Origin of the sequence: Paenibacillus phocaeensis, from assembly GCF_900021165.1 — a bacterium.
Lineage (GTDB): Bacteria > Bacillota > Bacilli > Paenibacillales > Paenibacillaceae > Fontibacillus > Fontibacillus phocaensis.
The window spans coordinates 884,527-898,916 of sequence record NZ_FCOQ01000018.1; the positions used below are offsets into that span (position 1 = coordinate 884,527).

A 14,390-nucleotide genomic window follows, 5' to 3' on the forward strand; every position below is an offset into this window, starting at 1 on the left:
ATGGCGAACGATTATATGCGAAAAATCGAATACGATGCAAATTGCTATAACCATACTGCTACAACCATACTGCCAGCTGCCAGTTGCCAGCTACCTAGTGTGCGACCTTTACCAGTTACTCACTAATTATGGGACCTGATATGTTCCGGGAATGAGTTACAATCACGCGCCACCGTCACACTACCGTCATGCATTACCGTCACTTCGAACCATTATTACAATTACCCATCATTTCCCCACCGTCTCACGGTTTCGAGCATAATGATGCCCCCGTCACACATCAGTACATATCAACCGCACGCACTTTTGCAGTTGAACGAACCCGAGCGGAGCGGGCGCTTCCGTCGGATTAGTCAGAAGTCGGGGCGCCCGTTAACGTCTCGATATCATTGGAACCGTAGAAAAACAAGACCACCAAAATGATGATCACGATCAGTTCCGAGAATCCTTCGCCATCAAATTGACTCATCGTGGTAAACCCCCGCTTCGTGTGGTTAATGTTAATAACCCAAGGGCGAATACGCCTCCAATTGGAATAGCTGGTAAGGTTGAACGAGCTGGCACTGTCTGGTTCAGCATGGGGTCAGGAGGAAGAATCCGCTTTTTTCTTCATGGCGTTTATGATGTCATTAAGGGTGATATCCCCGTTTTCATTGAGGAAGTTGAGCAGTTTATCGGCATTCGCGTCGCTGCTGATCGTCTTGTATTCCCCGACCAGGGAGACAAACATCGTTGCGTTTCGGTATAACTGGACGGAATCCACGCGAAGCTTGCCGGAGAGCAGCAGTGCGGCTACGGTATATTCCGGGGTTTTGGGCCGGAAACCGCCCTTTTTCCCATTTTTTTTGCTGGAGGAGGAGGACTTGTTCTTTCCGGCTGAGTTCATGGCGTAACCTTCCTTAACTTTCCGGAGTCCGGTTGCTTGTCATAGGAAGCAGCTCAAACGAGAGTTCCCTGTGATTCATGCTATGCAGCCAGGCGGGGATGGTGTAGACGATCGCAGGAAGAAATCCAACCATCTTTCGCTGGACGGGATTGACAATCCAGGTAGGGATCGGTAGAGTAATAAATGAATTAAATAGGAAATCCACTAGGGGCGCCGTAAACGGCTGAGACAAGAGACCATCTTGGACCCTTTGAACCTGATCTAGTTCATACTAGCGTAGGAAAGTGGAGCTGGCCCCATGTGAACTGCGCTTAGGCTGTCGGATACCAACCAGCCTAGGGCTTGATCCAAGCCGCTCCCTCTACGGAGCGGCTTTTTTTGCGCTCTGTGAGCAGACCGTTTCCCGTTGCCTTCTCTGGGGATTTCCAAGTCCAATCATTATGGGAGGTGGAGACGATGGGATTTTCACAAGAGCTGCGCCGGCAGGCGGACGGCATTTATCAAGCTATCTTTGAACACCCGTTCGTCAGAGGGATTGCAAGCGGCCAATTAAGGCCGGAACAGCTCATTCATTACGTGAAGCAGGACTACGAGTATTTAAATGCGTATATGCGGATGTATGGCATCGCGATATCCAAATGCCGAACCCGCGAAGAGATCGCGATGTTCAATGAACAAATCGATTTCATCCTAAACCGCGAAATTCATCCTCATCATTATTTTTGCCGAGCGGCGGGCGTGGACTTTAAAGATCTGCAGGGGTTTCCGCTTGCGCCTACGGCGCATCATTACATCCGCCACCTGCTGACGGTGGCTCATGAAGGCAGCTTGGGCGAAATTTATGCGGTGCTGCTGCCTTGCCCGTGGACGTATCTTGAAATTGGCCAAAAGCTGATGAAGGAAGTGCAGCCAACGCCGGAGCATCCCTTCTGCGAATGGATCCAGTTCTACGGTCAACGTTCGGGAAGCGGGACGGAGAAATTCACTCAAGCGCTGGACCGGTGGGCGGAAACGGCCGGGGAAGCGGAGCGTCAGAGAATGGCCGAGCATTTCCTGCAAAGCTGCCAATTGGAATATCTCTTCTGGGACATGGCTTATCGGCTGGAACAGTGGCCGGTAGCGATGCCTTCGGAGTCCGGCGTTCCCCGCCGCGAGCCGCTGAGATACCCGGGGTTGACGACAAATGAAGCGAAAGCGAGGGAGTTCAACCTATGAGTTTGCTGGAGAAAGATTTATGTGATTTGTTGGAGAAAGTACAAAAGACGAAACCTCTCGTTCATAACATGACGAATGGGGTCGTTACCAACTTTACGGCGAACGGTTTGTACGCGCTGGGCGCTTCGCCGGTGATGGCCTATGCGCCGGAGGAAGTCGCCGATATGGCCCGAATCGCCGGGGCCCTCGTTCTGAACATCGGCACGTTGTCCACCCCGCAGGTAGACGCGATGATCCTGGCCGGCCGGTCGGCGAATGCCCACCACGTACCGGTGCTGCTTGATCCGGTTGGCGCGGGGGCGACCGCCTTCCGCACCGAATCGGCCCAGCGCATCCTGCGCGAGGTCAAGGTGTCGCTCGTGCGCGGCAACGCGGCGGAGATCGCCCATCTCGTCGGGGAATCCCGCGAGATCAAGGGCGTCGACGCCGGCGACACCGCAGGCGCGGAAGCGGTCGAGCTCGCGGTACGGGCCGCGCGGGCCTTGAATACGGTCGTGGCGATCACCGGCCGTGAAGATGTGATCACCGACGGGCTGCAGTGCCGGATCGTTAGCGGCGGAGACGCGCTGCTGACGCAGGTAACCGGCACGGGCTGCCTGCTCACGTCGGTGCTGGGGGCCTTCGCCGCGGTGGAGCGCGATCTGCTGCTGGCCGGCACCGCCGGGCTGGCGTTCTACNGCGGTGCGCGAAATGCAGGCGACCGGTACCGGCGGATGGTGGGTCGGATGAGCAAGATCGCCAGAGCGCTGACGATCGCCGGGTCGGACAGCGGCGGCGGGGCCGGCATCCAGGCGGACCTCAAAACGTTCCAGGAGCTGGACGTTTACGGGATGTCGGCAATCACCGCCGTGACGGTCCAGAACACGCTCGGCGTGTCGAATGTTTACCCGCTGCCGCCGCGCGCCACGGCGGAGCAAATCGAGGCGGTAGGCTCTGATCTCGGCGTGGACGCGCTGAAGACGGGCATGCTGTTCAGCGCCGAGATCATCGAAGCCGTTGCCGCTCAGATCCGCGCCTTTGGCTGGACCCAGGTGGTTGTTGATCCGGTGATGGTTGCCAAAGGCGGCGCTTCCCTGCTTCAGCCGGAAGCGGTACGGGCGCTGCAGGAGAACCTGCTGCCGCTGGCTAACATCGTTACGCCCAACCTCCCCGAAGCGGAGGTGTTGTCCGGCCTTTCCATCCGCAGCATGGAGGATCGCCGCGAAGCGGCGAAGCGCATCTGTGCGTATGGGGCGCGGCAGGTTGTGATCAAGGGCGGTCACGATGCCGAAACCGGCGAGCGGCTGATCGATGTATATTATGACGGATCGGCCTTCACGGAGCTGGCCGGTCGGCGGATTCCCACGCGGCATACGCATGGCACGGGCTGCACCTTCTCCGCTGCCCTGACGGCGGAACTGGCCAAGGGGAAGCCGGCGCTGGAGGCGGTACGGATCGCGCGGGCCTTCATCCAGGCGGCGATCGAGCAGGGGATCGAGTTGGGGAAGGGGCACGGCCCGACAAACCATTTTGCTTACCGCCGCCGGCAAGGGGCTTCCCGATGAGCAGGGGAGGCAGAAGCGGCCGGATGGAGGTTGACCGTTTGCGCAAGCTGCTGCGGACGTATCTGGTGATCGGCAGCCCGAATTGCCGCGAAGATCCGCTGCAAGTACTGGAAGCCGCGCTGGACGGCGGTGTGACGCTCGTGCAGTTCCGCGAGAAAGGGCCGGGCGCCCTTGCCGGAGAGCCGCTGCGAGCGCTGGCCGTCCAACTGCAAGCTGCCTGCCGCCGGCGGGGCGTACCGTTCCTCGTCAACGACGACGTGGAACTGGCCCTTGCGATCGACGCCGACGGCGTGCACGTCGGCCAAGAGGATGAGACGGCCGCACGAGTCCGCGCCCGGATCGGCGACCGCATTCTCGGCGTGTCCGCGCATACAGCTGCCGAGGCGGAGCGCGCCGTGGAGCAAGGCGCGGATTACCTGGGGATCGGCCCGATCTATCCCACGGCCTCGAAAGCGGACGCCAAGCCGCCGCAGGGGCCGGCCGTCCTCCGCGAGCTGCGCGCTCTTGGCATCGCCGTGCCGCTGGTCGGGATCGGCGGGATCACCGCGGAGACGGCCGGGGAAGTGATCCGCGCCGGGGCCGACGGCGTTGCTGTGATATCCGCGATCACACTGGCGGATGAGGTTCGCGAAGCGGCTTCCCGTTTATTTAATGAAGTAGCTGAGGCATCATCCTGAGGGCTTCCGCATATCGTATAGAACAGACCTTTGCCTATTCGGCAAGGGTCTGTAAATTTATGGGGGTTATGGGAGGAGGAGTACGCGTTTCTTCGTCTTTTGCCATGAAATCAGCATGAAGGGATATTTTTTTAAATCCAACTCCTGTGGTATAATATTCTCAATGTTTGGCTACACTGTTAAATTTGCTTTCGTGTCGATGAAAATTTTTTTGTGGAAGTTACATAGATAACCGCAACTTTTTTGGCCCTGTTCGGTAATAATGGTTGAAAGAATCGAACGGGAAGATGGCCCATGGAAGCGCGAGGAGGATCGCACCAAATGACGGATTCCCAAATGATTCGTGAGATTAAGGAAGGCAATACGGAGCTGTACTCAGAGCTGATGCGAAGGTATCAGCGGAAGATCTTGGCCTTCGTTTATCACATGTTAAAGAGCGCTCATATGGAGCTGCTTGCCGAAGATCTATGCTCGGAAACGTTCTATAAAGCATTTCGCAGCTTGCATTCCTTCAGAGAAGTCGATGCTTCGTTCTCAACCTGGTTGTATACAATCGCCCGGAACACGGTGCTCAGCGAACTCCGCAAACAGAGAAGCGGCAACGTCCCCTTGGACGAAAGCGGGATTATTCCGGTAGCTCCGAGCGAGGTCGCCCCCGAGCAAGCGGTATTGCGAAGCGAGAAAGTGGGCATGGTGAGAGAAGCCATCAACAATCTGCCGGAGAAGCAAAGATCCGCTTTGATCTTGCGCGAATACGATCAATTGGATTATCAGGAGATCGCGAATATTCTGGGACAAAGTGTCAGCGCCGTCAAGTCGCTGTTGTTCCGGGCGCGCAGCAGCGTAAAAAGTCAGCTTGAACCCTACTTTTATGAACCCATCTACGAGCATTACGAAGGGATGAAAAGCAGATGAATTGTAAAGAGGCCCAAGAATTGTTCGGATTGTTACGGGACTTGCCCGAACAACACCCTCAGCGAATTATGCTGGAGCGGCATCTTTTGGGCTGCGAGACTTGCGCAGGCGAATATCAACAATGGGAAGAGAGCCTGGACATGCTGCAGTACATACCGGTAGAAGTGACGGAAGAGCAAGCGGAGGCGGTTAACCGTCGGGTGATGGACCGCATTTATGCGGAGTCGCCATGGCTCGCTCCGGATGTCAAGCGCGGCGTCACTCGCCGTATTCGTCGGAGAGTTGTATTTTGGGCCGCCAGCTTCCTGGCGATCTTCCTGTGCAGCTTTGTATTCCTGCTGATGGGTCACACAACACCAAACCGTGAAGCGGCAGAACCGATGACCGGAATTCTTCCGACCGCCGTTGTGGCCGCAGGATCGGAGTCGGACACGTACGAGGATTTCGCATTTGCCTTGCCTAGTGTCTCGCGAGGAATTGTAGAGCCGTTTGCCGTGCAAATGAGCCCGGCGTATCCGCAGTACTGGATGGTATTGTCTATGGCGGGAATGCTGCTGGCGCTGTTCTCCTGGAGAGGGTTGCGCCGTACCAGAAGATAAGCTTGGGTCCGCAACGCTTCTCCCGCTATTGGAGCGGGTGAAGCGTTTTTTACATCTAAAAGGGGGATGATTATGCTCGTTGGTTTAATTCGCCACGGACTTACCGATTGGAACGCAATAGGAAGGATTCAAGGGCAAAGCGACATTCCCTTGAACGACGAAGGGCGGCGGCAAGCCGGCCTGCTAGGCAAGAGGTTGAAGGAGGAAGGCGAATACCGCTGGGATTTCGTACTGACGAGCAATTTATCGCGGGCGCGGGAGACCGGTGCCATCTTGGCCGAGACGTTGGGGATTCCGCTGTATGATCCCGACTCGCGCTTGATGGAACGGTCGTTTGGTCAGGTTGAGGGCATGACCCTTGCAGAAAGGGAGACCTTATGGGGCAAAGATTGGGATCAACATGATCTGGGGCAGGAGAAAGAAGCGGAAATCCGCGAGAGGGCCTTGTCTTTTATGGCGGATTTGGCGGAGCGGTACCCTAGCAACAATGTGCTGGTCGTTTCGCACGGCGGCTTGTTGGCCCAGCTCTATATCGCCTTGTATCAAGAGAAATGCCAGGAGCGGATCGGCAACTTGTCTTTGACCATTCTGGAGAAAAACGAGCAATCCTGGGAGATGCGTTTGTATAATTGTACGCGTCACTTGCAGGAAAGCATCAAGGAATCCAAGTAAACCGGCTTAGGCCGGCTTATTTTTTTTGCCTTTTTTTCGGGATAATTTCGCGGCTCGGGAATAAACGCCGGAAAACCTTCCCATAATGGGATTAAAACGGCGAGGCGGTAAAACTATGAATCTGGCGGATATGCTCACTTTTGCCGATATCGGGCAGCTTAGCAGAATAGCGGATCATTACCGCTGCGAATGCAGCGGGCATTCGAAACATGAATTGATTCAATCCATCCTGCAGACGGTAGGCCGGCGCGACTTCATCGAGCGGCATATCGGCAGCATGAGTCTGGAAGATTTACGCTTCCTGAACACCCTTCTGTTCGATGGAAGACGTCAGTTCAGCTTAGAAGAGTTGATTGCCTGTGCACAAGGCTCGCGGTTTACCGACGACGCCAAGGAACGGGAAAGTCCGCGGGAAATGATTACCCGCTTTCGCCAGCAAGGCTGGCTGTTTAACGGGACGACCCAGCAGACCCGCTATTTGTTTGAGGTTCCCGAAGATTTAAAGCGGCGCTTCCGGGAAGCTCTCGAACGCCGCTTTCTCGCCGAAGTGAAGGCGGCCGCCGCCGAACCGCCGATGTACCGGGAGGAGCCGGATATGTTGTCCGCCGATCTGCTGCTCTTCCTGCAGTATGTCTCCAAGCACGATATTCCGCTGAACAGCGAAGGCGTGATGTATCGGAGAAACCAGATGCAGATTCTGGAGACGCTTCACGTGTCCGAGGGATTGGTTGGGAAAGGGTGGCGTTTCGGTTATGGGCGACGCTTTAAGGATTACCCGAACCGGTTTGCGCTGCTATACGATTATGCCTATCATTCCCGGCTCATTCAAGAGAACAACCATCGATTGGAACTGACGGATGCCGGAGCGGCCAGCCTCGCGGAGGAACGCAAGGAGTCCATGATCCAGTTCGTCCGCTTTTGGTTAAGACTTTATAAAGGGCCTATTCCTAACTTACTGTCTCTAGTCTATTGGATTGTGAGCTGCTCGAAAGATTGGGTGACAGTCCCCTCGTTGTTCGACCGGGTTGAACCATTGATCAAACCGTTCTTCTATGATTCTCCTGCTTCGATCTTTGAAGAGCGGATCTTGCAGATGATGCTCCACTTGGGAATGGTTCGCTTCGGTGAAGACGAGCGACATGAGCGGTATGTACAAGCGTCCCCGTTTGGGAAGCAGGCTGTTCTGCAAATCCATAAGGCTTAAGTTTGAAAAGCGATCAACACCCTTACATAAACTTCTGTTATTCGGCCATCAAGGTGGGCGTAGGTTCGCAGAATTGCCGCAAGGTGCGGGGGAGGCTGCATTATAGGCACAGGCACATTCATCAGCAGGGGGGCGATTGTCCTAAACGGTGTGAATGTCGTTGAATATGCTTTAGTAGAGCCAGGTTCTGTCGTGACGGAAAGGTTTAGACAGGTGCAAGGCAAGGAAAAAATGCCCGTTCCGGGGATGGACGTTCACCATTCATCTGTCGGAGGGGAAAGAAATCAGGGAACGAGGGTTTGGAGGTGCATCCTATGGATCAGATGAAGGTTACTTATGAAGCAATGCTTGGATTGGCGGCGGAAATGATATGGGACGAAGCGCTCCGGAAGCATCGCTCGGAACAGATCTACAACGAGATCGACTCCGCCTTGGCGAACGGCGATGAGGTTGCCTTCCGGCTCCTGACGGATGAACTGAAAACATTGGAAGAGCGCTAAAAAGCAAACCGCCCCGTCGGTTCACAGGATATGTGAACGGATGGGACGGTTTTTTTGCAAGAATGGATTTGTCAAGGATCCCTGTTTATAATGGGAAGACATCGATCAAAGAAGGGGTAATCACATGAAATTCAGTGAAATTGAAGCTTCCGCATGGGAGGAGCTGCGCCCATACTTGGATACCTGCCTGATCCCAGTCACGGGATTAACCGGCTTGGAACAGCCGTATGAAGTGACCGAAAAGTTGGAAAGACTGAGAGATGTCCTCGATTGGGTGGAAATCCCTTTCAAAGGGAGGGTGGTCACCTATCCGTCTTACCAATACCAAACGGTGGAAATGCCTCAGGCGATAAATGACCTGTGCCGAAATGTCAAGGCCAGCGGATTTGCCTATGCTATCGTTGTTTCAGCGGACTTCGAGTGGTCCGACGAGGCGCTTCCGGATGCCGATCTCCTCGTGACGCTACGCCGATTTGCGCCGGATTCCAAGGAGGGAGCAGCAGGCCGGGTCAAGGCGGCGGTGCAGGAATTATGGCAAACCGCCAAGCGTTTGTGATTGTGACAAAATATCGACAATTTCAAGCGAGACAAGCTTTTTGAAGGCCAAAAAAATGTGTCAAATTCTTGACGCTCTTAAAACGCTAATATATTATTAATATGTCTTACGCGATGTTGTGATAAATATCATTGAAACGCTCGGAAACAATTGCTTGACAAAGGGGGTTGAAGACATATGAGCAATCAGCATGACCAGCAGGAATCCTCGCATAAACCGCCTATTCGCAAAGAGATGTCCCGTCGGCAATTTCTTACATACACGCTTGGGGGGGCCACTGCATTCATGGTGGGTGGGGTGGCGCTTCCTATGGTTCGTTTCGCGGTGGATCCGATTCTGCACAAGAAAGGCGAAGGCACCTTCGTCAAAGTTGTGGAAGTCAGCAAAATCACGGACGAACCGCAGGAATTCTCGTTCGAGCTCAAGCAGCAGGACGGTTGGTACCTAAGTACAGCCTCCCTAACGGCTTGGATTCGCAAGGACGAGAGCGGAAATATTTATGCGCTTTCACCGATCTGTAAGCATTTGGGATGTACGGTCGGTTGGAATAACGACAAGAGTTTCCCGGATGAATATCATTGCCCTTGCCATGGCGCGCACTACACCAAGGAAGGCAAACAGTTGGCGGTCGCGTCGAAGCCGCTTGACGAGTACAAGGTTATGATTAAGGACGATTGGGTCTATCTGGGGGATATCATCCCGAACACCATCGTGAAATAAGGAGGCGTAGATTCAGATGTTTAAAAATGTTTACAACTGGATTGACGAACGTCTTGATATCACGCCGATCTGGCGCGATGTAGCCGATCACGAGGTTCCGGAGCACGTGAACCCGGCGCATCACTTCTCCGCGTTTGTGTATTGCTTCGGCGGCTTGACGTTTTTTATTACGGTCATCCAGATCCTGTCGGGGATGTTTCTGACCATGTATTACGTTCCCGATATTATTAATGCTTATGCCAGTGTGGAATACCTGCAGACCCAGGTCGCCTTTGGCCAAATCGTCCGCGGGATGCACCACTGGGGGGCGAGCTTGGTTATCGTTATGATGTTCCTACATACGCTTCGCGTGTTCTTTACCGGCTCCTACAAAGCACCGCGGGAAATGAACTGGGTTGTCGGAATGTTGATCTTCTTCGTTATGATCGGTCTCGGTCTGACGGGATATTTGCTTCCGTGGGATAACAAAGCTTATTTCGCTACGAAGGTTACCTTGGAGATCGCCAACTCTGTACCGGTGCTGGGTCCGGTCATTAAGGAACTGCTGCAAGGCGGTTCGATCGTTGGGGCGGAAACGTTAACGCGGTTCTTTGCCATCCATGTGTTCTTCCTTCCTGCGGTCTTGCTGATCCTGCTGGTGGGTCACTTTATCATGATCCGCAGACAAGGGATTTCCGGTCCATTGTAAGAACCGATGGAATGCAACCTAATTGAAGATGAAATAAAGTTTGATCGAAATGCGCGCTAGATTACCTCTATAAAAGAAGGGGGGCAAAAGGGACATGGCTCATCAAGACAATTCTAAGGAAAAAGTCGTATTCGTCGGTGATTCCCGCGTCCGCAAGGGCAACGGTTTTATCACGCCGCCGGACTATACGGCTTACCCCGGCAAGTCGGAAGCGTTCATTCCTAACTTTTTGCTGAAGGAATGGATGGTTGGCGTTGTCGTGCTCGTCGGCTTCCTGGTGCTGACCATTTCGGAACCGGCTCCGCTTGGCTTCCCGGCCAATCCGACGGCTTCGGTCATCCCGATGCCGGACTGGTACTTCCTGTTCTTGTATCAATATCTGAAATATCCGTATGCCTCCGGCGATTATGTCGTGCTCGGCACGATGGGGATCCCGGGCGTAATGTTCGGCGGGTTGCTGCTCGCACCCTTCCTGGATCGGGGCAAGGAGCGCCGCTTCTATAAACGTCCGATCGCATCGTCGCTGATGTTGTTGTCGATTGCTGCAGTCGTCTACTTGACGAACTTCGCCTGGACGCATTACCAGAACGAGCTGGAAGCGACGGGTCAAGTGCCGGAACACATTCAGCGGGAAGAGAAAGCCCGCGAGAACCGGGAGAAGGGCTTGCCTACCTCGAACGCAACGCGTCAGGAAGAAGTCGCAATCGTAGACAAGGACGACCCGGCAATGGAGATCTACAAGAAGGCCACTTGCGTATCGTGTCATGCCGCGGACCTGAAAGGGGCGGGCGGACCTTCGCTGCGCGGCGTGGGCGACAAGCATGACAAGGAAGCGATTCTCTCCATCATTAAAGAAGGCTATAACGGTAAGATGCCTGCAATGTATGATACCGCCATCAGCGCAGGCTTGACGGATCAGGACATCGACCACTTGGCCGAATGGCTTGCGAAACAAAAGACGGAACAGTAAAATAAAAAAGAAATGGAAAAACCTGATCGTGTTGCGGTCAGGTTTTTTTAAATATGTGCACGGAGATGACGCTATATGCTGCGGCTGGCGGTGTCATTCTCGTGAAAAAGAGGGATAACGCGTTGAAAGTATCGGATTTGTGGAGCACCTCATTTCTATCCTCCCGTTTCATTTTATGGGCCCTGTTCGTCTGTAATCTGCTTGGCACGATTTACGGCTATATTTGGTATGATGCGCAGCTGTTGGACACCTGGCGGAATCACCCGCATTGGCAGATCGTATTCGTTCCGGATAGCCCCACGGCCAGCTTGTTCTTTACGTTAAGCTTGCTGTTTCTGATGTTTCCAAAAGCATTGAAGAAGTATTATCGCCTTCGCACCCTGATCGAGGGACTGGCTGTCGTGACGAGTGTGAAGTATGGCGTATGGGCGGTATCGATGATCTTTGCCGGAGCTTATCAAGGCGGGGATCTGGTGTGGCAGGACTGGATGCTGGTCGCCTCTCATTTGGCTATGGCCGTGGAGTCTCTTTTGTTCGTCCGATTGTACAAGTTTGGTCCGTTCATGCTGCTGGGGGCGGGTGCCTGGACACTGCTGAATGATACGGTGGATTATACGTATGGGGTATACCCTTGGCTTCCGGAAACCTTATGGGATGATGTGTCCGAGGTCGCCGTCTTTACCGTGGCCCTGACGTTTGCCAGCATCGCCGCCGGCTGGCTTGCGCTAAAACGGGCCAAACGCGCTTAAGAGCCAGGTTCTAACGGGGGACAGCCTGCCATACCATGATGGTAGGGAGGGGATTGTCCGTGAGAAGAACTTGGATGAAGGGGGCGGCAGCCGCAATGGCTTTGCTTGCCGCGATGCTGATCGGGGATACGGCGGTACTCGCTCAGCCGGCAGGGAGCGAAGCGACAGGGAAGACGGGAACGCCGTCGACCGGTGTGCCTGCTTTATCAGAGCAGGAGCACAGCGAGCGACTGAAACAGCTGGAAACGGCATCGGAGCAGCTGTACGAGCATATGCAGCAGGGAAACGCTCCGGAGGCGCTGGCTGATATGGAAGTGCTGATTGCCGCGTTGGAAGGCGTATCCTTTAAGGGATTAACCTCGGTCGAAGGCATCCATGCCTTGGCGGAAACGATCATGGACACCAAAGAGACGCTGGTTAAGGCGGAAGTTCAGCCGGAGGCGTGGGCGTTGTCCTCAGCGCGGCTTCGGCTGGCAGTCAACAGCCTGCTGCATCCGGACAAGGCCTTATGGCAGCAGTATTATAAGGTGATGGCCGATGATTTGCGGCAGATGAACCAGGCGCGAGCCGGCGGGAAACCGGCGGAGGTACGCCAGGCGTTCCAGGCTCTGCAAGATCATTATGAGATGGTTCGACCCGCTGCGGTGATCCGGCGTCCGGCATCCGATATCGATCGGTTCGATTCTTGGCTGTCCTACGCCGGTCGACTGAGCAACGATCAAACCTGGGATGAAGCTGCGCTCAAAGGAGCGATCGCACAGGGGGAAGGTGCGCTCAAAGGATTGTTCGGCCGCCGGGGAGACGAGCCGGTATTTCTGCCGATTACCGGGTTCGACAGCCCCTGGTATTGGAGCGTTCTCATCGGGCTTTGGATTGTGCTTGCTCTGACCTACACGGGTATCCGGAAGTACCGCGCCTCGCAGACGGTCACGTCCGTGCGGGAGCCGCATCGCGAAGAAGACGCGTACCGGTATCGGCTGTAGCTGACAATGAGGCAAGTTCGAGTGACAGCGGTCAATGCAAAGGAAGCAGAGAAGCTAGGGGGTCCCTTGCTCTCTGCTTCTTTTGCATTTTGGCCGGAGTTCAGCTTAATCCTCTTTAAACCCTTCGCCATGCACGTCATGCACGTCGCTGATGATGATGAACGCCCGCGGATCAACCGATTTGGCAATGGATTGCAGTCGCCGGATCTCTTGCCTTGACACGACGCAGTACGCCATATGTTTCGCTTGCTTGGAGTATGCGCCGATGGCGGGAATCAGCGTCACGCCGCGTTCCATCTCCTTCGTAATCAAGTCGGCAATGGCCGGCGCATGATCGCTGATGATCGTAAATGCCTTGGCGGAATACGCGCCTTCCTGGATGAAGTCGATCACCTTGGAGGCAATAAATACCGCCACAAGCGTATACAAAATATTTTCCTTTCTTATATAGAAGAGCGATAAACCAATAATGATGATGTCGATGGTCAAGATGACCTGCCCCATACTGAACCCATATTTGCGCCCGAGGATCCGCGCGACGATATCCGAGCCACCGGTCGTGCCGCCAAAACGAAACACGATTCCGAGCCCGGCACCGAGCGTCACCCCCGCATAGAGCGAGACCAGGATATAATCCGTTTGCGTCTCGAACGGCAGGATCCAGCCTTCCTTGATCATCCGTTCGAACAGCCACAGGAAGAAGGTCAGCGAACCAATCCCGATTCCGGTCCAGAGGATCTGGCGTCCCCCGAGGATTTTCCAGCCGAGCAGAAACAGCGGGATGTTGAGCAGCAGGTTCGACAGGGAAGGCGAAATGCCAAACGCATAGTTCAGCAGCAGCGTTACGCCGGTGACTCCACCTTCCATCAACTGGTTGGGTAAGATAAAATAGAGGAGTCCAAACGCATATATCGCCGTACCCAGCAAAATGGGCAGCAGCGTTTTCATAAATCCGGAAAATTTGCTCGAAGCCATGAAAAAACCTCACCTGTCCCTAACGTAGTTAATTTACAGAAGCGTCCTATCCGCCATTTGGATAGATCTGCCTCTCCTAGTATACCTTTTTCCGGGCCGATTAAAAAATGATTTGTTTTCGTCACCTACTTACGATAACATAGGGAAAAACGGGACAATCAGCGGAGGGATCGGCGCTTGAGTACAGACAAAGAGAAATCTCTCGCGGAAATGCAGCGCGAAGTAGACCGTTACATATCGCAGTTTAAAGAGGGTTATTTCAACCCGATGACCATGCTGGCCCGAATGGCTGAGGAAGTGGGCGAGCTGGCCCGCGAGGTCAACCATTCTTTCGGGGAGAAGCCGAAGAAGAAAGATGAACCGGACAATTCCATCGAGCTGGAGTTGGGCGATATTCTGTTCATTACGATATGCTTCGCCAATTCGCTGGGCATTAATCTAACGGAAGCCCATGATCAAGTCATGCATAAATTTGCGACCCGGGATGCGGATCGATGGACGAAAAAGGACACCGAATAGGGATATCCTTCATATGCT

At 54.4% G+C, this 14,390-nt stretch carries 17 protein-coding genes, 1 pseudogene and 1 riboswitch; of the genes and pseudogenes, 16 read left to right on the plus strand and 2 right to left on the minus strand.

Annotated features, from left to right (window positions below):
* Window positions 1-583: 583 nt before the first annotated feature.
* Window positions 584-886: a hypothetical protein gene (locus tag BN3795_RS14165; protein WP_068785271.1), complete on the minus strand. Its 303-nt coding sequence runs from the start codon at window positions 884-886 to the stop codon at window positions 584-586.
* A 196-nt stretch (window positions 887-1,082) separates the two neighbouring features.
* A riboswitch (TPP riboswitch) is annotated at window positions 1,083-1,186 on the plus strand.
* 156 nt (window positions 1,187-1,342) lie between these two features.
* On the opposite strand from BN3795_RS14165, the gene tenA reads away from it, so the two are divergent.
* The 15 genes and pseudogenes from tenA (at window position 1,343) to BN3795_RS14235 (ending at window position 12,878) form a co-directional block, all read left to right on the plus strand.
* Window positions 1,343-2,101, plus strand: a complete 759-nt coding sequence (tenA, locus tag BN3795_RS14170) for a thiaminase II (RefSeq protein WP_110945164.1) — start codon at window positions 1,343-1,345, stop codon at window positions 2,099-2,101.
* Window positions 2,098-2,787: pseudogene (gene thiM, locus BN3795_RS25890) on the plus strand (hydroxyethylthiazole kinase); the annotation flags it as partial. The gene tenA and the pseudogene thiM, both read left to right, overlap by 4 nt.
* A 39-nt stretch (window positions 2,788-2,826) precedes the next feature.
* Window positions 2,827-3,645 carry a bifunctional hydroxymethylpyrimidine kinase/phosphomethylpyrimidine kinase gene (gene thiD, locus BN3795_RS25895; RefSeq protein ID WP_068785410.1) on the plus strand — a complete coding sequence of 273 codons (819 nt, stop codon included), beginning with the start codon at window positions 2,827-2,829 and terminating at the stop codon, window positions 3,643-3,645.
* Window positions 3,642-4,322 carry a thiamine phosphate synthase gene (gene thiE, locus BN3795_RS14180; protein ID WP_068785272.1) on the plus strand — a complete coding sequence of 227 codons (681 nt, stop codon included), beginning with the start codon at window positions 3,642-3,644 and terminating at the stop codon, window positions 4,320-4,322. Before thiD ends, thiE begins: the two co-directional genes overlap by 4 nt.
* A 321-nt stretch (window positions 4,323-4,643) precedes the next feature.
* Window positions 4,644-5,237, plus strand: coding sequence for an RNA polymerase sigma factor (locus BN3795_RS14185; RefSeq protein ID WP_068785273.1), 594 nt, complete (start codon window positions 4,644-4,646; stop codon window positions 5,235-5,237).
* Window positions 5,234-5,836 carry an anti-sigma factor family protein gene (locus BN3795_RS14190; protein ID WP_068785274.1) on the plus strand — a complete coding sequence of 201 codons (603 nt, stop codon included), beginning with the start codon at window positions 5,234-5,236 and terminating at the stop codon, window positions 5,834-5,836. Before BN3795_RS14185 ends, BN3795_RS14190 begins: the two co-directional genes overlap by 4 nt.
* Window positions 5,837-5,908: 72 nt before the next feature.
* Window positions 5,909-6,508, plus strand: coding sequence for a histidine phosphatase family protein (locus tag BN3795_RS14195; protein ID WP_068785275.1), 600 nt, complete (start codon window positions 5,909-5,911; stop codon window positions 6,506-6,508).
* Window positions 6,509-6,623: 115 nt separating this feature from the next.
* Complete coding sequence (locus BN3795_RS14200) at window positions 6,624-7,712, plus strand: DUF5302 domain-containing protein (RefSeq protein WP_068785276.1); 1,089 nt, start codon at window positions 6,624-6,626, stop codon at window positions 7,710-7,712.
* 314 nt (window positions 7,713-8,026) lie between these two features.
* The gene (locus BN3795_RS14205; RefSeq protein WP_068785277.1) at window positions 8,027-8,212 is read left to right on the plus strand and encodes an IDEAL domain-containing protein; all 186 of its coding nucleotides are present in this window, start codon (window positions 8,027-8,029) and stop codon (window positions 8,210-8,212) included.
* A gap of 124 nt (window positions 8,213-8,336) precedes the next feature.
* A complete protein-coding gene (locus BN3795_RS14210; RefSeq protein ID WP_068785278.1) occupies window positions 8,337-8,768 on the plus strand; it encodes a DUF2487 family protein in 432 nt (143 codons plus the stop codon).
* 177 nt (window positions 8,769-8,945) lie between these two features.
* A complete protein-coding gene (locus BN3795_RS14215) occupies window positions 8,946-9,488 on the plus strand; it encodes a ubiquinol-cytochrome c reductase iron-sulfur subunit (protein WP_068785279.1) in 543 nt (180 codons plus the stop codon).
* Window positions 9,489-9,504: 16 nt separating this feature from the next.
* Entirely contained in the window at window positions 9,505-10,176 is a 672-nt protein-coding gene (gene qcrB, locus BN3795_RS14220; RefSeq protein WP_009226991.1) for a menaquinol-cytochrome c reductase cytochrome b subunit, read from the plus strand.
* Window positions 10,177-10,270: 94 nt separating this feature from the next.
* On the plus strand, window positions 10,271-11,146 hold the full coding sequence (locus BN3795_RS14225) for a menaquinol-cytochrome c reductase cytochrome b/c subunit (RefSeq protein WP_068785280.1): 876 nt from the start codon (window positions 10,271-10,273) through the stop codon (window positions 11,144-11,146).
* A 122-nt stretch (window positions 11,147-11,268) separates the two neighbouring features.
* Entirely contained in the window at window positions 11,269-11,895 is a 627-nt protein-coding gene (locus tag BN3795_RS14230) for a DUF1405 domain-containing protein (protein ID WP_068785281.1), read from the plus strand.
* 59 nt (window positions 11,896-11,954) lie between these two features.
* Complete coding sequence (locus BN3795_RS14235) at window positions 11,955-12,878, plus strand: sporulation protein YpjB (RefSeq protein ID WP_068785282.1); 924 nt, start codon at window positions 11,955-11,957, stop codon at window positions 12,876-12,878.
* A gap of 105 nt (window positions 12,879-12,983) precedes the next feature.
* Here the strand turns inward: BN3795_RS14235 and BN3795_RS14240 are convergent, their stop codons facing one another.
* Window positions 12,984-13,853 carry a YitT family protein gene (locus tag BN3795_RS14240; protein WP_068785283.1) on the minus strand — a complete coding sequence of 290 codons (870 nt, stop codon included), beginning with the start codon at window positions 13,851-13,853 and terminating at the stop codon, window positions 12,984-12,986.
* Window positions 13,854-14,063: 210 nt separating this feature from the next.
* Here BN3795_RS14240 and BN3795_RS14245 point away from each other — a divergent pair, with 210 nt between their 5' ends.
* Entirely contained in the window at window positions 14,064-14,372 is a 309-nt protein-coding gene (locus tag BN3795_RS14245; RefSeq protein WP_068785411.1) for a nucleotide pyrophosphohydrolase, read from the plus strand.
* Window positions 14,373-14,390 lie beyond the last annotated feature (18 nt).